Annotated in this window: 27 protein-coding genes and 5 pseudogenes; 21 read left to right on the plus strand and 11 right to left on the minus strand. The window is 32.9% G+C overall.

Annotated features, from left to right (window positions below; genetic code table 11):
* The first annotated feature begins 291 nt into the window (after positions 1 to 291).
* From AYJ55_RS01800 to AYJ55_RS35390, 3 genes and pseudogenes are all read left to right on the plus strand, one after another.
* Positions 292 to 729, plus strand: a complete 438-nt coding sequence (locus AYJ55_RS01800; RefSeq protein WP_162505254.1) for a SycD/LcrH family type III secretion system chaperone — start codon at positions 292 to 294, stop codon at positions 727 to 729.
* Between the two features lie 30 nt (positions 730 to 759).
* The gene (locus AYJ55_RS01805; protein ID WP_063653901.1) at positions 760 to 984 is read left to right on the plus strand and encodes a hypothetical protein; all 225 of its coding nucleotides are present in this window, start codon (positions 760 to 762) and stop codon (positions 982 to 984) included.
* Between the two features lie 358 nt (positions 985 to 1,342).
* A pseudogene (locus tag AYJ55_RS35390) lies at positions 1,343 to 1,718 on the plus strand (IS982 family transposase); the annotation flags it as partial.
* A gap of 14 nt (positions 1,719 to 1,732) precedes the next feature.
* Here AYJ55_RS35390 and AYJ55_RS01810 read toward each other — a convergent pair.
* Positions 1,733 to 2,266 carry an IS630 family transposase gene (locus AYJ55_RS01810; protein ID WP_162505291.1) on the minus strand — a complete coding sequence of 178 codons (534 nt, stop codon included), beginning with the start codon at positions 2,264 to 2,266 and terminating at the stop codon, positions 1,733 to 1,735.
* Complete coding sequence (locus AYJ55_RS01815) at positions 2,190 to 2,555, minus strand: IS630 transposase-related protein (protein ID WP_063653415.1); 366 nt, start codon at positions 2,553 to 2,555, stop codon at positions 2,190 to 2,192. Before AYJ55_RS01815 ends, AYJ55_RS01810 begins: the two co-directional genes overlap by 77 nt.
* Before the next feature lie 34 nt (positions 2,556 to 2,589).
* On the opposite strand from AYJ55_RS01815, the pseudogene AYJ55_RS24540 reads away from it, so the two are divergent.
* A pseudogene (locus tag AYJ55_RS24540) lies at positions 2,590 to 2,765 on the plus strand (transposase); the annotation flags it as partial.
* 186 nt (positions 2,766 to 2,951) lie between these two features.
* A pseudogene (locus AYJ55_RS35395) lies at positions 2,952 to 3,283 on the plus strand (transposase); the annotation flags it as partial.
* Between the two features lie 230 nt (positions 3,284 to 3,513).
* On the opposite strand, the gene AYJ55_RS01820 reads toward AYJ55_RS35395, so the two are convergent.
* Complete coding sequence (locus tag AYJ55_RS01820; protein WP_187153148.1) at positions 3,514 to 5,343, minus strand: collagenase; 1,830 nt, start codon at positions 5,341 to 5,343, stop codon at positions 3,514 to 3,516.
* 743 nt (positions 5,344 to 6,086) lie between these two features.
* Here AYJ55_RS01820 and AYJ55_RS34360 point away from each other — a divergent pair.
* The 3 genes from AYJ55_RS34360 (at position 6,087) to AYJ55_RS01835 (ending at position 7,327) form a co-directional block, all read left to right on the plus strand.
* Positions 6,087 to 6,350 carry an Rpn family recombination-promoting nuclease/putative transposase gene (locus AYJ55_RS34360; protein ID WP_063653905.1) on the plus strand — a complete coding sequence of 88 codons (264 nt, stop codon included), beginning with the start codon at positions 6,087 to 6,089 and terminating at the stop codon, positions 6,348 to 6,350.
* A 7-nt stretch (positions 6,351 to 6,357) separates the two neighbouring features.
* Positions 6,358 to 6,834: an Rpn family recombination-promoting nuclease/putative transposase gene (locus tag AYJ55_RS34365; protein WP_074167858.1), complete on the plus strand. Its 477-nt coding sequence runs from the start codon at positions 6,358 to 6,360 to the stop codon at positions 6,832 to 6,834.
* 178 nt (positions 6,835 to 7,012) lie between these two features.
* Positions 7,013 to 7,327 (plus strand): Rpn family recombination-promoting nuclease/putative transposase, encoded by a 315-nt coding sequence (locus tag AYJ55_RS01835; protein ID WP_162505234.1) that lies wholly within the window; start codon positions 7,013 to 7,015, stop codon positions 7,325 to 7,327.
* A gap of 623 nt (positions 7,328 to 7,950) precedes the next feature.
* Here the strand turns inward: AYJ55_RS01835 and AYJ55_RS01840 are convergent.
* Together AYJ55_RS01840 and AYJ55_RS01845 are read right to left on the minus strand one after the other, a co-directional pair.
* Complete coding sequence (locus tag AYJ55_RS01840) at positions 7,951 to 8,850, minus strand: transposase family protein (RefSeq protein WP_063653812.1); 900 nt, start codon at positions 8,848 to 8,850, stop codon at positions 7,951 to 7,953.
* A 71-nt stretch (positions 8,851 to 8,921) separates the two neighbouring features.
* A complete protein-coding gene (locus tag AYJ55_RS01845; RefSeq protein ID WP_074167859.1) occupies positions 8,922 to 9,368 on the minus strand; it encodes an AAA family ATPase in 447 nt (148 codons plus the stop codon).
* Positions 9,369 to 9,403: 35 nt separating this feature from the next.
* On the opposite strand from AYJ55_RS01845, the gene AYJ55_RS01850 reads away from it, so the two are divergent.
* Complete coding sequence (locus tag AYJ55_RS01850; RefSeq protein ID WP_063653914.1) at positions 9,404 to 9,769, plus strand: IS630 transposase-related protein; 366 nt, start codon at positions 9,404 to 9,406, stop codon at positions 9,767 to 9,769.
* Positions 9,738 to 10,226, plus strand: a complete 489-nt coding sequence (locus AYJ55_RS01855; RefSeq protein WP_063653499.1) for an IS630 family transposase — start codon at positions 9,738 to 9,740, stop codon at positions 10,224 to 10,226. Before AYJ55_RS01850 ends, AYJ55_RS01855 begins: the two co-directional genes overlap by 32 nt.
* Before the next feature lie 19 nt (positions 10,227 to 10,245).
* On the opposite strand, the gene AYJ55_RS24550 is transcribed toward AYJ55_RS01855, so the two are convergent.
* Positions 10,246 to 10,401 carry a ParA family protein gene (locus AYJ55_RS24550; protein WP_162505235.1) on the minus strand — a complete coding sequence of 52 codons (156 nt, stop codon included), beginning with the start codon at positions 10,399 to 10,401 and terminating at the stop codon, positions 10,246 to 10,248.
* Between the two features lie 282 nt (positions 10,402 to 10,683).
* Positions 10,684 to 10,974 (minus strand): annotated as a pseudogene (locus AYJ55_RS27755) (IS701 family transposase); the annotation flags it as partial.
* Positions 10,975 to 10,977: 3 nt separating this feature from the next.
* Between AYJ55_RS27755 and AYJ55_RS01860 the strand changes: the two are divergent.
* The 8 genes from AYJ55_RS01860 (at position 10,978) to AYJ55_RS01885 (ending at position 15,358) form a co-directional block, all read left to right on the plus strand.
* A complete protein-coding gene (locus AYJ55_RS01860; RefSeq protein ID WP_063653916.1) occupies positions 10,978 to 11,244 on the plus strand; it encodes a hypothetical protein in 267 nt (88 codons plus the stop codon).
* 727 nt (positions 11,245 to 11,971) lie between these two features.
* Entirely contained in the window at positions 11,972 to 12,247 is a 276-nt protein-coding gene (locus AYJ55_RS01865) for a hypothetical protein (RefSeq protein WP_063653918.1), read from the plus strand.
* Positions 12,248 to 12,258: 11 nt separating this feature from the next.
* Positions 12,259 to 12,423 (plus strand): hypothetical protein, encoded by a 165-nt coding sequence (locus AYJ55_RS30405; protein WP_187153149.1) that lies wholly within the window; start codon positions 12,259 to 12,261, stop codon positions 12,421 to 12,423.
* Positions 12,414 to 12,581 carry a hypothetical protein gene (locus tag AYJ55_RS30410; protein WP_187153150.1) on the plus strand — a complete coding sequence of 56 codons (168 nt, stop codon included), beginning with the start codon at positions 12,414 to 12,416 and terminating at the stop codon, positions 12,579 to 12,581. The genes AYJ55_RS30405 and AYJ55_RS30410 overlap by 10 nt, the downstream gene beginning before the upstream one ends.
* A gap of 342 nt (positions 12,582 to 12,923) precedes the next feature.
* The gene (locus tag AYJ55_RS01875; protein ID WP_063653922.1) at positions 12,924 to 13,436 is read left to right on the plus strand and encodes a hypothetical protein; all 513 of its coding nucleotides are present in this window, start codon (positions 12,924 to 12,926) and stop codon (positions 13,434 to 13,436) included.
* A gap of 163 nt (positions 13,437 to 13,599) precedes the next feature.
* Positions 13,600 to 13,890, plus strand: a complete 291-nt coding sequence (locus AYJ55_RS01880; RefSeq protein ID WP_245677248.1) for a helix-turn-helix domain-containing protein — start codon at positions 13,600 to 13,602, stop codon at positions 13,888 to 13,890.
* 343 nt (positions 13,891 to 14,233) lie between these two features.
* Positions 14,234 to 14,404 carry a hypothetical protein gene (locus tag AYJ55_RS30415; RefSeq protein ID WP_187153152.1) on the plus strand — a complete coding sequence of 57 codons (171 nt, stop codon included), beginning with the start codon at positions 14,234 to 14,236 and terminating at the stop codon, positions 14,402 to 14,404.
* Between the two features lie 546 nt (positions 14,405 to 14,950).
* Positions 14,951 to 15,358: a glycoside hydrolase family 68 protein gene (locus AYJ55_RS01885; protein ID WP_063653927.1), complete on the plus strand. Its 408-nt coding sequence runs from the start codon at positions 14,951 to 14,953 to the stop codon at positions 15,356 to 15,358.
* 178 nt (positions 15,359 to 15,536) lie between these two features.
* Here AYJ55_RS01885 and AYJ55_RS01890 read toward each other — a convergent pair.
* The 4 genes and pseudogenes from AYJ55_RS01890 to AYJ55_RS35400 form a co-directional block, all read right to left on the minus strand.
* A pseudogene (locus AYJ55_RS01890) lies at positions 15,537 to 15,890 on the minus strand (transposase); the annotation flags it as partial.
* Positions 15,891 to 16,041: 151 nt separating this feature from the next.
* Positions 16,042 to 16,575: an IS630 family transposase gene (locus AYJ55_RS01895; protein ID WP_162505291.1), complete on the minus strand. Its 534-nt coding sequence runs from the start codon at positions 16,573 to 16,575 to the stop codon at positions 16,042 to 16,044.
* Positions 16,499 to 16,864, minus strand: coding sequence for an IS630 transposase-related protein (locus AYJ55_RS01900; protein ID WP_063653931.1), 366 nt, complete (start codon positions 16,862 to 16,864; stop codon positions 16,499 to 16,501). The genes AYJ55_RS01895 and AYJ55_RS01900 overlap by 77 nt, the downstream gene beginning before the upstream one ends.
* A 33-nt stretch (positions 16,865 to 16,897) precedes the next feature.
* Positions 16,898 to 17,155 (minus strand): type I-F CRISPR-associated protein Csy1, encoded by a 258-nt coding sequence (locus AYJ55_RS35400; protein WP_425393768.1) that lies wholly within the window; start codon positions 17,153 to 17,155, stop codon positions 16,898 to 16,900.
* Between the two features lie 599 nt (positions 17,156 to 17,754).
* Here AYJ55_RS35400 and AYJ55_RS01910 point away from each other — a divergent pair.
* The 3 genes from AYJ55_RS01910 to AYJ55_RS30420 all read left to right on the plus strand — a co-directional run bounded on the left by AYJ55_RS01910 (position 17,755) and on the right by AYJ55_RS30420 (position 19,324).
* Positions 17,755 to 18,570: a hypothetical protein gene (locus tag AYJ55_RS01910; RefSeq protein WP_063653935.1), complete on the plus strand. Its 816-nt coding sequence runs from the start codon at positions 17,755 to 17,757 to the stop codon at positions 18,568 to 18,570.
* A 352-nt stretch (positions 18,571 to 18,922) separates the two neighbouring features.
* Positions 18,923 to 19,153 (plus strand): hypothetical protein, encoded by a 231-nt coding sequence (locus AYJ55_RS27760; protein WP_162505238.1) that lies wholly within the window; start codon positions 18,923 to 18,925, stop codon positions 19,151 to 19,153.
* 15 nt (positions 19,154 to 19,168) lie between these two features.
* Complete coding sequence (locus tag AYJ55_RS30420; RefSeq protein WP_187153153.1) at positions 19,169 to 19,324, plus strand: hypothetical protein; 156 nt, start codon at positions 19,169 to 19,171, stop codon at positions 19,322 to 19,324.
* The last annotated feature ends 175 nt before the right edge of the window (positions 19,325 to 19,499 follow it).

A 19,499-nucleotide genomic window follows, 5' to 3' on the forward strand; every position in this document is an offset into this window, starting at 1 on the left:
TGCTTTTAAGCCATTTCTGGAATTTTATATGCCTGTGCGAAACTCGTGTAAAATTTTAAGTTGGTTGCAAAAAGTTGAAAATGAGTGGGATAGGATAGCGAGGTTACATAAAGAGTTAACATTTTTTATGAGCGTTATTTATGTGAACACGATTTATTTATCTGTTTTAATTATGTAAATGAATGCTAATAGCAATTCAGGAGATTTACTATGCGCTATAATAATGAAAAAATATCTCTTACTCAGGATGAACAAGATAGTTTTGGTCTTGAAGAAACTATTCTGACCGTTATGAATACGGGTGCCACACTAAAAGATATTTATGAAATAAATGAGAATGTTATAGAGAATATTTATGCGCATGCTTATGAATTTTATCAACAGGGTAGGCTTGATGAAGCTGAAAAGTTTTTTAAATTTCTATGTATGTACGATTTAAAAAATGCTGATTATTTCATTGGTTTAGGTGTTGTTTATCAGCTTAAAAAGGATTATTCCAAAGCCTGTGATATTTATGCTTTATCTTATGTAATGGCAAAAAACAATCATTGCCCTGTTTTTTATTCAGGGCAATGCCATTTGCAAATGGGAGATATTGCTAAGGCACTTTATTGTTTTGATTTAGTTTGTAATGAAAGTACGGATGTTAAATTAGTAAAAAAAGCGGAAGTTTATCGAAAAGTTATTAAAGAAGCTAGATTATCAGAAACAGAAACTTCAATTTCTTAATGTTTTATATTTTTAATTAGGGGTTATTATATGGGAGAGATAGATACATTTAATATGAGAAAAAATTTTTTTAATAATGAGAATGTCAATGCTGATCGTTTTAATGAAACTGCCAGCGTTATTAAAGATAAAATTACTATTTCTTCCAAAGAAAGTATCCAATTAAATAATAAAGCTAAATTAGAATTAATTCTAACATCAGAGTTTAGCAATAAAAATGTATCTGATAATTCAATAGATATTCCGCAGATTTAGAAAGCTAAATTTTCGCTGTCAGAAAAAGGTAATTTATTATTAGTATTAGCTGAAATGCAAAAAATTAGTGTCGATCTTCAAGGCGACAAATTAAAACTCAGACACGAGTTTCGCTCCAATAAAAAATGCTCTATTTTTAAGTTTAATTCAGCATAATAAATCTTATAAATAAAAAGCAACTTATTGTAATTTAAACAAATTTATACGTTTTAGTAACTTGCAAATTAACCATTGCTTTTAAGCCATTTTTGGAATTTTATATGCCTGTGTGAAACTCGTTATTCAAATAGTTGAATGCGCATATTTCGTTAAAATACTCTAACAATCTGGTTAAAGAGTAGAGCATTATTAAACAATTATGGAAAATCTTACTGAACTTTATTGCCTGATGGATGATTTTTGTAAAGACTTCGAGCTAAAAATGCATGAAATTTTGCTGAATAACGGTAGTAAGCGTCGTAGACGGTCTACTCAATTTTCATTGGTTGAAATGATGACCTGGTTGTTTTGTTTCATCAACTCCGATTCAGCCAATTCAAGGTATTTTATCTCTATCATATCCGTTTATATCTCAGGAAGGAATTTCCTAACTTGCCATCATATTCACGCTGCGTAGGGTGTTACTTCCGCGCAGTGCCTTAGCTTTAACGGCACTGTTTGAGTCAATTAAGGGAAAGTGCACGGGTCTGTCGGTTGCCGATTCTACTCCGATAGCTGTGTGTGATATAGCTAGGCGACTTAATTTTGATTACAGCATATGTATTAAAAACAGGTCATCGATAGTGCATCCTGTTTCCATCTTTTTACGTTTAGCTTGAGACCATTTATGTTCTATAGGATTTAAATCTGGTGAATACACAGGCAAATATTCTATCTGGTGTCCTGCGTTTATAATTGCCTGTTCAATATTCTTACCTTTGTGAAAGCTAGCGTTGTCCATAAAAATAACAGAATTTTCAGGAAGTTCTGGGAGCAATATTTTTGTGATCCAAACATAAAAAACATCACGGTTAATATTGCAATCAAATAATCCGATAGCAAAAAGGGTTGTTCCCAATAAAGCGCCAATAACATTTGTTCTTCCCTTAGCACCCCAGTTTTTCAGGCCAAAACAACGGTGACCTTTTGGGGAATAGCCGTGAGTTCGTGGAGTGTCATGTGAAAAACCACTTTCATCAATAAAAACAACAGATTTATCTTTTTTTTCATACTGTTGTCTTTTTTGCTGATGTGCCAGCCTGTCGCTTTCGTTGGTTTTTGGATGGAATAGAGTTTTTTTTATAGGTTAATCCCAGCTTTTTAAGGGATTGCCAAATAGTCTTTTTACAAACACCGAATCGCTCTGCCCGTTCCTTTTGGTAAGCATCTGGATACTGTTCCACATCTTTTGCTAAAGCATTTTTATCGAGCTTCCTCTTACGTGGCGTTGAATTTTTTGGCTCTGGTCGTTTAAGCCAACGTACTAAAGACGCTTTTCCAATACGGAATTGTTTCGCAGTTTCTCGAATTGTTAAACCTTCGGCTTTCCTTACAGATATTACTTTACGTCGAAAATCAATTGTATAACTCATAACACACCTTGTAATCAAAATTAAGTCGCCTAGCTATAACTTACCGATCCGCCGGCATAAAGTCTTCGATGGGATAGCTGAACGAGGAAAAACCTCAACAGGTTGGTTCTTTGGTTTCAAACTTCATGTAATTATCAATCATTTGGGGGAAATACTCAGTTTTCGACTTACACCAGAAACACCGATGATCGGAAACCATTACCTGAGCTGATAAAATCACGAGTTTCGCACAGGCATATAAAATTCCAGAAATGGCTTAAAAGCAATGGTTAATTTGCAAGTTACTAAAACGTATAAATTTGTTTAAATTACAATAAGTTGCTTTTTATTTATAAGATTTATTACGCTGAATTAAACTTAAAAATAGAGCGTTTTTTATTAGTGCGAAACTCGTGAAAAGATCTTTCTGGTTGTTTGTATGCGGATAAAGGGTATTCTATCAGCTTCACTGAAACAGCAACTGAAAACAATGGGAATTAACCTTATAACGAATATCAAGAAGAAAATGAAGCCTGTTGAACAGACTTGTTTCGACAAAGCCATCTTGCGTCATCGTTCTGTCATTGAAACGGTATTGATGAGTTAAAATCTTTGTCAGATAGAGCATACGCGGTACCGCTCTCCTGCTAACTTTGTAGTGAATTTATTAGCCGGGCTGGTTGTGTGCATATTGTTTAATTCCATCTAAACCAAAGATACCTGTGGCAGGAACATCTCTTCAAGCATAATTGATAATGCTTATCCCGAACTCAGGTTTTTTATTTAAAAGTCCCTGAAATTAGGGGCTTAATAAGGTTATTTTTTGTGCTCAATAACTTCTGGTTGAGATTTTTGACCAATAGTTATTTTTTTGTGGTTTTTCTTTTTCCGGTATTTCGTAATACGTGTAAAAATACGCACGCCTGATTAATGAACAAATCAAGCGCGAATAATAGTTTCTATTATTTTATAGTTAAATTTAACTATATCTCCTAAAATGCGAATTTTTATTTATACTTCTTAAATGATTTGCTTGTTGATCTAACCAATGATCAAATTCTTTTTTGTATTGTTTTCCGAACTTATTTAATAATCTTGAATAGGATAAGTTATTATTTTCTAATTGAATTGGTTGTCTAAGAGCGTGTACTAATTCACGACGAACAGAGCGACGTTGTGGGGAGCTATCAAGAAATTTATGAACAAAATATGGCCAAGCATATAATCTTTCGTTTTTACCATTAGCAGAAAAGTTATCAATGTCAATAATTTGATCTAAGGTGGGTCGCTTATTAAGCGGGCAATACATCAGAGTTTGGTTTGCATATTTATTTTTTTCACCGTGGGATATATATTCAGCAAGCCCTTCAGTCCACCATGAAATTTCTTCAGAGGAAAATTCTCCACCATCACCATACTTATTATATTTACCATCAAGATAATGAACAATTTCATGTCCAAAATTATGAACATCATTTCCTTTCATGTAAACAAAGATGCGAGGCTGATTATTAGGATTTTTAGGATTTCCTTCAATATAAATACCTCCATTGTTAGTATCTATACGAAAAGGATAATTACCATAACGGTTATAAAGTTCTTTGTTCTTCATTACAATAATTTCTAATGGTTTGGAGTGATCGTCTTTTACTTTATTTTCTCCAAACGTATTATAAAAATTATGTAAAACTTTATCGGCTATAATATTAAGTTTATTTCTTTCTTCGCTATTAAAATTATCAGAAGATATTACTTTATATCCATTGTTAAGTTTAAAACTATGAGGAATAAACTCTTCTTCTTTAATTTGTTTAATAAAGCCATAAAAGTTTTTTCCGTTATTTTTTTCAATATTTCTTCCAGTATCTTCTAAGTATTTAGCGATAACTACATTAATCTCTTCACGTAAATCACTTTTAGCAGGGAGATTTTTATAGTTTTTTAGTATAAATTCCAATTTGGAATCTATATCATCGCGTGTTAGAGTCCAAGTACTAGGATTATTATTTTTTTCAATATTTATAATATGAGCTAATGCATCCATACTACAACGTAAATGATAAAGTGGAAATTTATCTTTTTTTTCATCAATAATTTCTAAAGATTGGCTAATGGTATTGAATAAGGTGACTTCTGTTACTTCTTTATTTTTAGATAAGAGTTGGCTTTCTGGTGTTCCTGGTCTTATGTAACAAAGTAAATTTATAATTTTCCCCAAATTTACTGAAAAAGTGTAGTTTTTTAATAGATTTTCTTGATTTGAAACATGATATTTTAATATGGTATGAATATTAGAATAATTTGTGGTTAAATTATTTCCTTGTATGTTATTTCTAATCATTTCTGTTGTTGCTGCCACCCAAGATTCTGTTAATTTTAACAAATCCTTATTTGGTTCTGTTGATGCTTGTGGCAAAGTTTTATATGTTTGAGATAGATAGTTTCCTATTTTCTGTAATGATTTTGAAGCAATATTATTTGTTGTGCTCCAATATGGATCTGATGTATTAATTCTATGATATAGACTTTCAATATATTTTGATAATAAACTAAGGTTGATTATGTTTTTTTCTGGATTGTCAATTAGTTTATCGATTACTTTAATTGCTGTAATTAAAGTTTTTTGGCTATGTGGATAACTTGTTTTTAAAAATAATTCTCTTTCATCATAAAGATCTTCCATTAACCTCTTTTCCATAGAGGTGAGCTCTATATCAGATGGAATATGAGTTAAGTATCTTGGAGAATTTTTTTGTTCATGGTTTTCAACAGCATTTAAATTTTTTCCTTCCGTAGATAATTTTTCCAAAAGATTGGTACTTTTGAGGTTATGTGTATCATCGAAATAAACATTAGATTTATAATTAACATTGTTTAAGTTTATTGACATAGTAGGTTAATTCCATTTACGTTTAAAATCTAAATAAAATAACAAACCTGATCATGCGTAATTAATTCACTAGACATTTTCGAAAGATACTTTACTTATTCTTTAATTTTTAGTCAATAAATAAAAAATTATTATTTTCATTAAGTTATATTTTAAATTTTAATCTCCATACTCTTTGTTCTTTAACACAAGTTTAGCACCAATAAAAAACGCTCTATTTTTAAGTTTAATTCAGCATAATATATAAATAAACAAAATTTTACAAATTAAAAACAACTTGTTGTAATTTAAACAAATTTATACGTTTTAGTAACTTGCAAATTAACCATTACTTTTAAGCCATTTCTGGAATTTTATATGCCTGTGCGAAACTCGTGCCTGTAATTCATCCTAAGCAGTTTTCTCGAAAAACGTATGGATTAAAGTACAGAAAAAATTTTATCGTTGCTCACAATGCGTTATAGGAACTTTTGATTTTAGCAAAAAAACACCCCGTGAGGTTAACGAGGTGTTTTGATGGCATGAAGGATTACTGCTATGTAATGAAAAGATTGCCCATTCAATATAGCCTATTTGTTTGTTATGATGCAATTTGTTATGTAAACAGTGAAAATATTAGATGAGTAAAAAATTTACTCCAAATTAAAAGCGAATATTACAAGATGAATAAAAAATTCACCCTAACTTCCCACGATAGTATATTCAAGCAATTTTTAAGTGAAAAAGAGACCGCCAAAGACTTCTTTGATGTCTGGCTACCTAAGGAGATTAAATCACTATGTGATTTAAACAGCCTCAAAGTGGAATCTGGCTCATTTATCGATAGTGAGATGAAAAATTACCAGAGCGATATTCTCTATTCAGTTAATACCCAACAGGGGCAAGGCTATATCTACCTACTGAATAGAGCACCAGTCCACCCCTGATAAACTCATGGCATGGCGACTCATGCGTTATAGCATGGCAGCCATGCAGAAGCATTTAGAGGCCGGTCACAAAGAGTTGCCGCTGGTTTTTCCCACCCTGTTTTATTGCGGTGAACAAAGCCCTCACCCCTATAGTACTCATTGGCTTGACTGTTTTGAAGATAGAAAACTAGCAGAGCGTATCTACACCAATCCCTTTAAGTTAGCAGATGTTACTACCCTTGACGATGGTGAGATTATGCAACATAAGCGAATGGCTTTATTGGAATTATTACAAAAACACATTCGAAGACGGGATATGACCGAGCTACTGGATAGTATTGTTAAATTGTTGTCATATAATTATTATACCGATAATCAGGTTATCACCCTGTTAACTATCTCATTCAGGGAGGAAACGCACAAAAACCTATGGAATTTATTACTGACACGAGTTTCGCACAGGCATATAAAATTCCAGAAATGGCTTAAAAGTAATGGTTAATTTGCAAGTTACTAAAACGTATAAATTTATTTAAATTACAATAAGTTGTTTTTAATTTGTAAAATTTTGTTTATTTATATATTATGCTTAATTAAACTTAAAAATAGAGCGTTTTTTTATTGGTGCGAAACTCGTGACTGAGATAGCCAAACAATCAGAGAAACACGAAGGAGCACTTATGACTATTGCTCAACAAATTGAAGAGATCGGAATCCAAAAAGGTATACAACAAGGTAAAGCAGAAGGCCGTCAGGAAGGAAAACTTGAAGCTCAGCTTGAGATAGCAAAGCAAATGCTAATAACAGGTATGGATCGGCAATCTGTGATAAAATTTACGGGTTTGACTGATGCCGAAATGATTAACATGTTTAAAGATAAAGATGACGGAACGCAAGAAATTAACCCTCAATCGCCCAAGAAAGGCTTCACAGGAAGAGCATACCCCAAAGTAACCCAGTTTACCGTAAAAGGTCTGGGTGAATGCTGCATCTAAAAAATAGGTAAAAAAACCGAAACCAAAAAAGGTAGCAAAACCGCAGCCCAAGAAACCTGTTCACGAGTTTCGCACAGACATATAAAATTCCAGAAATGGCTTAAAAGCAATGGTTTATTTGCAAGTTACTAAAACGTATAAATTTATTAAAATTACAATAAGTTGCTTTTAATTTATAAGATTTTGTCTATTTATATATTATGCTGAATTAAACTTAAAAATAGAGCGTTATTTTATTGGTGCGAAACTCGTGACGTGATTAAAAAATTTCACTTTTTTTCAAATTTGCACCCGAAAATCGTTATTTTGAAATTCTGCTATACTCAATAATTAGATTTTTCTATCCATCTACGCCAGATAATGAATATCTGGCGTTTTTTTTTTGAGTTTTAATTCTAGAAGGGGATGTCATCATCAAAATCAGGAATTAATGACTCATTACTTTGATTAGATTGAGGTGTATTACGTATTGAATGTTTTGGCTGAATCATCCACATTCTTTTTAATATCTTTTGTTTTAAAATTAATTTTTTTAGCCATTTAAAACTCCAAAATCTCATCGACTAAACTAGAAGCGTGTTGCTTAATAGTGAAATAAGGGTATTCGGTGATTGAAGTAAATTTTAGGCTGTTCTGAGATGGAAATTCCAAAGACCGGCACTAAGGAGTAAAAAGGTATCATCAATAAAGGGTCTACGATTCCGTAAAATTTGGGTCATACAACCGAGGCGCTTGATACCCGCGATGGCGTGTTCAACCGTAATACGGATGCCCGAGATTATTTTATTTTCTTGTTTTTGTTCAGGCGATAAAGGTCTTTTTCGAGTTCCTTTTTTTGGGATTTGTGTATTAGGATGCTGTTTATCTATACCTTGAAAACCGGTATCGGCCCAGATGGTTACCTCAGGGGGAATATGGCGAATTATATCGACTTTATCGAGTAAGCGTTTATCGTGACGGCGCCCATTTTTGATCATGGGGATAAATCCAATTTTCCTCGTTTCGTCAGTCATAATAAGCCCTTTTCGAGTGGTCTGTCTTTTCTTTCCCGAATACATTTTTTTTCGCCGACGCAGATTCTTAGGCTTTTGGACAGGTCGCTCTGTCCCATCAATAAAGACGTCTTTAACTCCAGGAAAGGCGCGAAAAAATTCCTCAGCAGAGCGAATTTGACGAGCGGGCAAAACACATTCTCGCCCCAAGGTCATCTCTAAAACCGGCAATAATATTTTTACCCAGCGACATACCCGTGTTCTATCTAAACCAAAAAGAAGTCCTTGCAAATCATAGGTCGGATAACATTTTAAATACAATAAAATAAAAAGCAGTTTATCTAATGGGGTTGGGATAAATCCTTTCTGCCCTGCACCCATCTGCCGCTCGTGATCTTTTCGATTCTTTTTCCGATAAATCAAATAACAAGCTGAAAATTCAGCGGCTAAATTTTTCAATTCTTCGACTGATAATCCAATGATTGCTTTACATAAACGATTATCTCGTAACAACCGCTCTTTGTTGATCATTTCAAACCGTTATTTTCTAAGTTAAACCTCTTTTTATTGTCTATAGCGTGACAAAAAATGCAAGTCTCTATTCAGCAACTATTTTTAGATATTTCTTTACTTGAAATTCCATCTGGATCGGATTCAAAAACAACATTTCCAGAAGCAGCAGTTTCGGCATAAATGACACGTTGAGAAACCACTGAGCAAAAAACCTTTGTTTCATATTGCGATAAAGCTTCAGTGACATCTCCCCCAATCGCTGTATTTTTTATTTTACGATTAACAACAAAGGTATATTTAAGTTTATCTTTAAAAATAATAGCTTCTTTAATTAAATCAATAACCTCTTGTGCTGCCCAAATATCGTATGGACTAGGCTGAACAGGAATCAAAACTAAATCAGAGGCTAATATTGCAGAACGCGCTAAATTAGTGCACCTGGGAGGGCAATCAATTAAAATAAAATTATAATCTTTGATTAAAGATTTAATTTCTTTATGAAGAGTAGGTTTGGGTAAACCAACAACCGTGAATATAGCTAGGCGACTTAATTTTGATTACAAGGTGTGTTATGAGTTATACAATTGATTTTCGACGTAAAGTAATATCTGTAAGGAAAGCCGAAGGTTTAACAATTCGAGAAACTGCGAAACAATTCCGTATTGGAAAAGCGTCTTTAGTACGTTGGCTTAAACGACCAGAGCCAAAAAATTCAACGCCACGTAAGAGGAAGCTCGATAAAAATGCTTTAGTAAAAGATGTGGAACAGTATCCAGATGCTTACCAAAAGGAACGGGCAGAGCGATTCGGTGTTTGTAAAAAGACTATTTGGCAATCCCTTAAAAAGCTGGGATTAACCTATAAAAAAAACTCTATTCCATCCAAAAACCAACGAAAGCGACAGGCTGGCACATCAGCAAAAAAGACAACAGTATGAAAAAAAAGATAAATCTGTTGTTTTTATTGATGAAAGTGGTTTTTCACATGACACTCCACGAACTCACGGCTATTCCCCAAAAGGTCACCGTTGTTTTGGCCTGAAAAACTGGGGTGCTAAGGGAAGAACAAATGTTATTGGCGCTTTATTGGGAACAACCCTTTTTGCTATCGGATTATTTGATTGCAATATTAATCGTGATGTTTTTTATGTTTGGATCACAAAAATATTGCTCCCAGAACTTCCTGAAAATTCTGTTATTTTTATGGACAACGCTAGCTTTCACAAAGGTAAGAATATTGAACAGGCAATTATAAACGCAGGACACCAGATAGAATATTTGCCTGTGTATTCACCAGATTTAAATCCTATAGAACATAAATGGTCTCAAGCTAAACGTAAAAAGATGGAAACAGGATGCACTATCGATGACCTGTTTTTAATACATATGCTGTAATCAAAATTAAGTCGCCTAGCTATAGCGGTTCTTCATTTCTGGCTGATGCCCAATCTAAAGCACTACCTTGAGGGTCAGCATCAATTAGAAGTATTTTGTTTCTATCAATAGCTAACTTAGCAGCTATGTTGATACTTAGGGTTGTTTTACCAACTCTCCCTTTTTGGTTTAACATTGATACAATAAATCGTATTTATCCATTTCTGTAAATAAACATTTACTAATTATAGTATTAACTTAATTACAATAATTAAATATCAGTACACGAGTTTCGCACCAATAAAAAACGCTCTATTTTTAAGTTTAATTCAGCATAATATATAAATAGACAAAATCTTATAAATTAAAATCAACTTATTGTAATTTAAACAAATTTATACGTTTTAGTAACTTGCAAATAAACCATTGCTTTTAAGCCATTTCTGGAATTTTATATGCCAGTGCGAAACTCGTGATAATGTTCATTACCTGAATATTGATAATGGACCATCTCTATTTTTTTACTATGCGTTTTGGCAATCAATGTATCATCGGCAATTAGTACGCAAGGGCTTTTTTTGTCTATAGAAGGTTGAACTAATCGCCATAGGTCTTTAGGTCGAAAACATCTACTTTTTAGCCATCGGCTAACAGTGTCATGAGATAAAGGCGATGGGCTTACTTCTGATAACGCCAAACCAGAGTATCTTATACTGCTTACTTGTAAGAATGTTTTATAGATATTTTTAATGCATGGATAACCGGACAAAATATGAACGTCCTAATTTTTTCTTGTTTTGAACTTTCATACTTCTTTTTCGGAGCTTGCGAAACTCGTGTCAGAATTGAACTGTTTAATGTTAAATTAAAGGCTAAGACTGAAAATGCTAATCAATTATCTAATGAAATAGATCAGTTGAATCATGAACATCAACAACAATTAGCGCTTTTAAGTAGCATCAAAATCAAGCTTGAAGGACTACAATTGAGTAAGAATGAGCTTGAAAAAGAACTTAGTACTAACCTGAGTTCGGGATAAGCGATAGTTGCGAGAAAATAAAAATAGCCGATTTATCAAAAAATATTTTAAAATCAATAAGATAAAAAAGCAGGAAAATTCTTAGTGATAGCAGGTTAAAAAAGAAGCTATTTTTCTCTACTAAAATCATGAAAAAAACCAAAATTAATACTGTTTTATGTAATTATTTTAAATTAACTATGTTGAATATGTGATAAAAAATTAGGATCCTTATCCCGAACTCAGGTTATTTTTAACCTGAGTTCGGGATAAGCGGTAGTTATGAGAAAATAAAAATAGCTCATTTATCAATAAAAACCTTTTAAAATCAATGAAATGATAAAAAAAGTAAAGATTTTTAGTAATGGTAGGTTAAAAAATAACCTACTCTCTCTTCTAAAATCATGAAAAAAATCAAAATCAAGCACATATTTTATGTAATACTTTTTAAGTAACTATTTGAATATATAATAAAAAAATTAAATTCCTTATCCCGAACTCAGGTTAGTGCTAAAAAAAATGATCAGAAAATAACAAACAGATAGATTATAAAAATTTAAAAAGAAAGCTTAGCTGATAGAGATTTAGCATTAGAAAACCAGTTAGCAGAAGAAATTGATGCTCTTGCTGAATTTATTCAACAAAAAAACTGACTTAGTCGAATTAAACAACACATATGTGATGTATGCAAATGAGTGTGAGACTGCTATGAAAGACATAGCTCAATGTACGGGATGCGCTTAATAAATTGAGTCAATTCAAAGCAGCAGACAGAATAGAATGTGATAAACCTATTGAACAACATATTAAAGAAACTCTCTTAAATACAGATGAATTGTTAAAAATTTTATCAATACTAATTATTAATATAAGTAATTGTGCAGTTGATAAATTAAAGGATGATCTTGAGATTAATCGTAAACGGGCCATGGCTAATCAAAACGAACTGAAACGCCAATTTGAAGAATTTGACCAGCAGGTACGTAAAGCCGAACAAACGCAAAAAATAGCTAAATGTGTGTAGGAGGCAAATCCTTGATGGTTTGGTTATGGCTCTTGGGGCAGTCAGTGCGCGTTATTTGGCGGCGCGCTGGAATTGCTTTGATGGGCGTTGGTGTAGCGTTATTAGCGGCAGATTTTATCGCTGAAAAAGCGACCGGTCGATCATTAACCGATAGGAGCATGTTTTTATGCCATTAATAGAGATGTTAGATAAAGTTGTTGATGCGATATTGGAATATACACCACTGGGTGGTTTGTTAAAAGTGATCGATAAGGCAGCCGGAACTGATATATGTGGGATAACAAAGGGCGTTGTAACGGCGGTGGTCGCGGGGTTGCTGCCGTTATTGCTTTAGCTTATGTGGCGAAATCGGCGGGAAAGTTTCTTACACGAGTTTCGCACCAATAAAAAAACGCTCTATTTTTAAGTTTAATTCAGCATAATATATAAATAGACAAAATCTTATAAATTAAAAGCAACTTATTGTAATTTAAACAAATTTATACGTTTTAGTAACTTGCAAATTAACCATTGCTTTTAAGCCATTTCTGGAATTTTATATGCCTGTGCGAAACTCGTGTATGCAAAAAGATATCAATATAATAGATAATGTTTTATTAAAAAAAGAGATATTGGCTGAACATAATAAAGCATGTTCAATTGCTGAAAAATCAAGATGGTCGCCTATGGCGACGACTTGTCATTGCTTGTTAGTACTATCAGTGGTTGCCATAATTTTCGTGATCAGAGTAATTTTTCAGGCAGCGATTTATATAATAATTTAGAATGTGAAAAAATAAAAAGTAATCTAAATAAATCTACACCGATTGTTTTGTATAAAGGAATGGTAGATTACATAAAAATAAATCAATATAAAAATGGTATCTTCCTCTATCTATTAGCCGGGAGTTATACTTATTACGATGCAAATCGTATAAATACTTTTTATGCCAGAAAAGTTCATCATGATTTATTGACTGAAAATTTAGCTTTGTTAACTACAGCCGAATATAACTCTTTTTGGCGTATTTTGAAAAATTTTATGCAGCAAGAAAATCAAAGAAAGATGGTCTGTAGCCAAATTGAACGGATTGGAGCTCCTGATTATCAACCAATTTATATGTTAAGAAATAAAGTTACTACAATATCACGATATAATATTGATTATGTTTTATTTAAAAAAAGTTTAAATAACTACTTGAATTGTTGATATCAATTGTTATCAACTATTATTTTTAATAAAAAATAAATTGTTTATCATAAGTTAGTCTTTTATTTTCTTTAAATGTTATATTTCAGTATTTATTAATTTTCTCATCATGATTATGATTAACATTTTAGTTAATATACCATTATGCTAAATGTCTCATTTGATGGTGAATATTGTGCATTGTATAAATTATAATATTGGACAAATGATAAGAAAAAAAAGACAAAAATTGCAAATTTCGGCAGCAGATCTGTCAGCATTATTAGGTATAAGCCAACAACATCTCTCTCGTTATGAGAGAGGTGAAGTTAAGATTAATGTTGAATGGTTGATCAAAGTTTCAAAGGTACTCGATATCTCTATAGAAAGCTATTTTGTTAATTCCAGAATTAATTTCTGGGAGGACTATTATAGTATGGGAAATTGTTTAATGGTAACTAAAAATAAGCGTTAGTGTGTATCTAATTTATTTTAAACTGTATATTAAGACTAGGAATTGCAATAATAATGATCAAATTACAAATAGAATCCTCTTCGTCCCTATAGAAAAATAAACTGCATATTTATTTTTCTTTTTAATAACCAATAAATAGTTATTGCCCCCATTTTTTCGATAGGAATTGGTTTTTTTTAGCTAAATTTATACTAGTGCATCATACTATGTTTTACTTAATTGAATTGTATCAATCGTTTATATTTTTCACATAATTATTTACTATAATAAAAAATAAATTTTTTATGCTGTTATTGGCGTTGTTATCAATTATAAAAAAATAAGTGTTGATGTTCTTTTACAATTGTTTGCAGAATATTTTAGTGGCAATTTGACAGGGGTCTCGCCAGCTGGGATAAAATTAGCATTAGAAGCGTTATTGGCTAAGGATATACCTAGTGACGAACAAAGTTTTGCCGAACAGATAATAGCCATTTTTTCATTAAATAGATATTCATTTCCAGTTATTGGATAACTATTTCTCCTATATATAATCGCCTTAACTCAAGATTATGTTATTAGCTGATGTAGATGCAGCTGATAATAAATTCGTTTTTCTGTAAAATTTAGTAGTATTGAATTCTATTATCAATAATGATGATAGCAGAATAATTACTGTTAAAAAGCATTAAAGTTGTTTCGTGTTAAAACAAGTTTTCGCTAGTCTATTTTAGGCGTTGGTATTGAAAGTTTTACTATTTATCGTTGAATGTTGCAATTTAGCGCTAAAATTTTCACTATGTTAGCAATAGGGTGAATATCTTGGAAAATGCTAATGGCAATTTTTCATTTATTTTTTTAAAATGTATGTTTATTTTTTTAATTAAATTTTAATTTAAAAATAAACATTAAAATAACAAAATAAACTTGGAAATATTTTAATGTATTAATAAAAAAACATTATTTTTAATGTCAAATTAAAAAATATCAAAATTATTTTTAATAAGTAACAAAATAAAAAAATGACTTTATTAAATTTTTTATTAATGTGTTTTGTAGGATATTTATTTTGAGGATATAAATGACTAACATAGAATTTAAAAGTAGTCGTTGGACTAGAGCTGATACTCTTAAAGTTTGTATTGATGATCCAACCACGACTCAACCCCTTATTGATTATAATTTTCCTGTTATGGATGAAACGTTGTTTATCTGGGATACCATGCCGCTAATGAATTTCGATGGAACGATTGTTTCGGTTAATGGATGGTCAATCATTTTTACGTTAACGGCTGAAAGACGTCCAGATTTATCCAAATATAAAGATGGTCGATACTATATAACAAGTGATTGTCATGGCCGTTCTCGTATCTGTTACTGGTATTCAAGAAATGGCCAAAGTTGGGAATTCGGTGGTCGAGTGATGCAAGAAGGGGTTTTACCTACCAGCAGAGAATGGGCTGGCACACCGATCCTGATCAATGAATGATAAAGGTGAAATAGAGTTATATTATTCCTGTGTCACACCAAGCGCGTGTATGGCTAAAATTTGTGGTCGTGTTGTTACATCAAACACTGAAGCTAGAATGGTAGTGTCAACGATCACGAGGGTGTTCATAATTCTGTGTCAGGGGATTTTATATTTTGATTATACCATCTAGGCGCCCTTAAAAATAGATGGACAATTGAGCAATGGTTAACGCCCAGTTACTAATCGGCATAGTTCATTTGTTGGATACCTGATTGATGCCAATATAGAGTAATTTTAATAAGCTGTTTTCATTAGGAAAAGCCCCTTTGGTTTTAGTTAATATCCTAAACTGCCGATGAACCGCCTCTACTGCATTGGTCGTATAAATGGGTTTTCTAATGGCTTTAGGGTATCGAAAATAAGCACTGAGCAACTCCCATTTACTTCGCCAGGATTCTAGCACTATCGGGTATTTTTCACCCCATTTCGTTTCCAGTTCATCAAGGGCAAGCTCAGCAGCCGCTTTAATATCTGCACGATAAACCAGCTTAAACACGAGTTTCGCACCAATAAAAAAACGCTCTATTTTTAAGTTTAATTCAGCATAATATATAAATAGACAAAATCTTATAAATTAACCTGAGTTCGGGATAAGCATTATCAATTATGCTTGAAGATATAGCTAGGCGACTTAATTTTGATTACAGCATATGTATTAAAAACAGGTCATCGATAGTGCATCCTGTTTCCATCTTTTTACGTTTAGCTTGAGACCATTTATGTTCTATAGGATTTAAATCTGGTGAATACACAGGCAAATATTCTATCTGGTGTCCTGCGTTTATAATTGCCTGTTCAATATTCTTACCTTTGTGAAAGCTAGCGTTGTCCATAAAAATAACAGAATTTTCAGGAAGTTCTGGGAGCAATATTTTTGTGATCCAAACATAAAAAACATCACGGTTAATATTGCAATCAAATAATCCGATAGCAAAAAGGGTTGTTCCCAATAAAGCGCCAATAACATTTGTTCTTCCCTTAGCACCCCAGTTTTTCAGGCCAAAACAACGGTGACCTTTTGGGGAATAGCCGTGAGTTCGTGGAGTGTCATGTGAAAAACCACTTTCATCAATAAAAACAACAGATTTATCTTTTTTTTCATACTGTTGTCTTTTTTGCTGATGTGCCAGCCTGTCGCTTTCGTTGGTTTTTGGATGGAATAGAGTTTTTTTTATAGGTTAATCCCAGCTTTTTAAGGGATTGCCAAATAGTCTTTTTACAAACACCGAATCGCTCTGCCCGTTCCTTTTGGTAAGCATCTGGATACTGTTCCACATCTTTTGATAAAGCATTTTTATCGAGCTTCCTCTTACGTGGCGTTGAATTTTTTGGCTCTGGTCGTTTAAGCCAACGTACTAAAGACGCTTTTCCAATACGGAATTGTTTCGCAGTTTCTCGAATTGTTAAACCTTCGGCTTTCCTTACAGATATTACTTTACGTCGAAAATCAATTGCATAACTCATAACACACCTTGTAATCAAAATTAAGTCGCCTAGCTATAATAGGTGATATCCATCGTCAATTGGGAAATAGACCTGTTTTATTTTGGAACTGGTTGATGGCTCTTTATGCTGAGCTTTAATGGTTAACAAGTTAGTTCTAAGGGTATTATAGTCTTGGCCTACTATGGATAAGAGCGATTTTGCTAAATCCGTTTCGTTTTCAATATAATCAAGTAGAGATGCTCCATCAGCTAGTTTAATACGAACAAAATTCTCAATAACCATTTCTGCGGTATTACCGACTGAATCGATGGTTTCACATCATCTTACATTACCTGAGTGTAGAAAACCGTCATTCTGTCTGTCTTCTTGGTATAGGATTGGCGTTACAAAAGTTTGTTTTTTTTACCGATGCCGGTAGCAGTATGGGTAAATGTACTGGGGTGAGAGGTTAATGCACGATTATTTATTTTGGCTGCTCGTTCAGGTAACCAATTTGCTAAACGAAAAATTCGGTCACATTCTAATCGTTTTGTTTTTCGATTAAAGCTACTCTAACTGACTGGAAAATGAAATTCAATAATCCATTGTATTTTTTTATTTAATTAATTTGGACGAAATGTCAAAAATGAGATAAGATGACGGCTGCACATCACAGTGATAAAATATAGATAGAAACTGCCACACAGCCAGCTTAGTAAGATAAAATCGAGCAGTCTTGCCATTAGTGATGATAGCGGTAAACGATATTTATAATAAGTAAGGTTTAATCCTGATATTAATAAATAAATTTTATTGGAAAAATTATTGTAGAAACTCAAACTTATCTCAGCCAATAGACAAGTCACTGATGTTTTGAAATAGCGTTAAAATGAAATAATAATTCTGTTGCTAATTAAGGATTTAAAATTATGCTATATATTTCAAACAGTCACCCAAATCCCAATCCAACGGGTCATTGGGGTGATATTTCTACTGCTGGTCACAGCTTATCAGCTGAGTTTAGCAAGCCACCTCCGCCAGAAAAGTTCGGTTTTTGTTCCTGGATGCGTAATTTTTTCAATTATTTAACTGGCACTTTCGGTGAGAAATTAAGTTGCTCAAAACTAAATTCTGCCTTAAATGATATCTTCAACCCAACAAATGGCTGGCAAGCAAAAACTCATTTTGAATTCGGCGGAACAAATCAAGTTGGCTACCGCAGCAAGCAAAAGGATGGTATAACTTATATTGTCTCTTCTGCTTGCCATGATTTAACTAACCCTAATCTAATGCAGGATCTATTATCCGGTGGCCGTACTGCTGCACAGACGCTGAGTGAAATTAAAAAAGCCTATCCCCACGAGCAAGTCAAAGTCTTAGTACCGATCGCCCAAAGCAATAAATTCTGCGGTAGTACTCGAGGCCATTTTGTCTTACTAGAAGTCGATATGCATGCAGGTAAAATTCAATCGGCTAAAATCCATGATTCAAAAGGCCCATTGCTTGATACTTTTTATAATGGCGCAGGACATTTAACCAAACAGCTATTGGCAGAAAAGGAGCTTGATTTAGACAAAGATTTTGCCGTCACTAGCGAGCATCTTGGACATCAAGCCCTGCTTAATGGTAACGATTGTGGACGTTTTACCGCTTATTATGCCGACAAAATTATCGATGATAATTTATTGAACGCTAATGCTAAAGACGTCCACTCTTTTTTTGCTCGTTATCAAAAGTTGGCCTAAAAATTAACTGGTTTTGTCGCATTAATAGAAATTAATTTTGCTCAACAATAAAATAAACTTCTTGGCTAGTTAGAAATAAAAAATGTAATAATGATTAATGCGACAAACCAATAAATCTTAATAACAGAGAAATAGCCTTTAGGTTGCTAAACACTTTATAAACCAAATAAAACCAATTTGATTTAGCCATATGTCGCAATTAAATAATATTGTTAATAAAATAAGGAACAAATAAAGCCGTTCAAATTCGGTGTAGCTTTTATCCAGCTAAAAAATAATTTTGTCGCTGTTAAAAAATAGAAAACGGTATGTCAATAATGATTAGAAAGATGGAGAAAAACGACCGTACGGTTTGGGCAGCTATGCGTCTGCAACTATGGGACCAACACATGCCCGTGATGCCCATCTTAGTGACATAGATAAAATGCTAAATAGCAAGCAAAATGCAGGATATATCGCTATGCTAAACCGTCAGGCAGTCGGTTTTGCCGAAATTTGCCTACGGGAATATGCCAACGGCTGCACCAAACAACCGGTTCCCTTTTTGGAAGGTATCTGGGTTAAGCCTGAATACCGTCAATAAGGTATTGGTCAGGCGTTGATCAATAAAATAACCACCGTTCTGATTGCAAAGGGGTTTGATGAACTCTGTTCCGATGCCGAAATTGACAATAAACTGTCACATGAAGCCCATCAAAATTGGAGCTTTGATGAAACAGAACGCGTTATTTGTTTTCGCAAAGAGCTTATCTGATAGCTATACTCACTGCTATGACGCAAGCAACCAAATAACAGTTACATCTGTTTTCTCCACTCCATTCGCAATTTAGTCAATAAATTTGCCATAGAACCTTTATGGGGCTAATTTTGTGAGCACTATTTTTTCATCGCCGTGACTTCTGGTTATTGCTTATCCATAGTATAGTGAA

The sequence above is a fragment of the Candidatus Arsenophonus triatominarum genome, from assembly GCF_001640365.1.
Lineage (GTDB): Bacteria > Pseudomonadota > Gammaproteobacteria > Enterobacterales > Enterobacteriaceae > Arsenophonus > Arsenophonus triatominarum.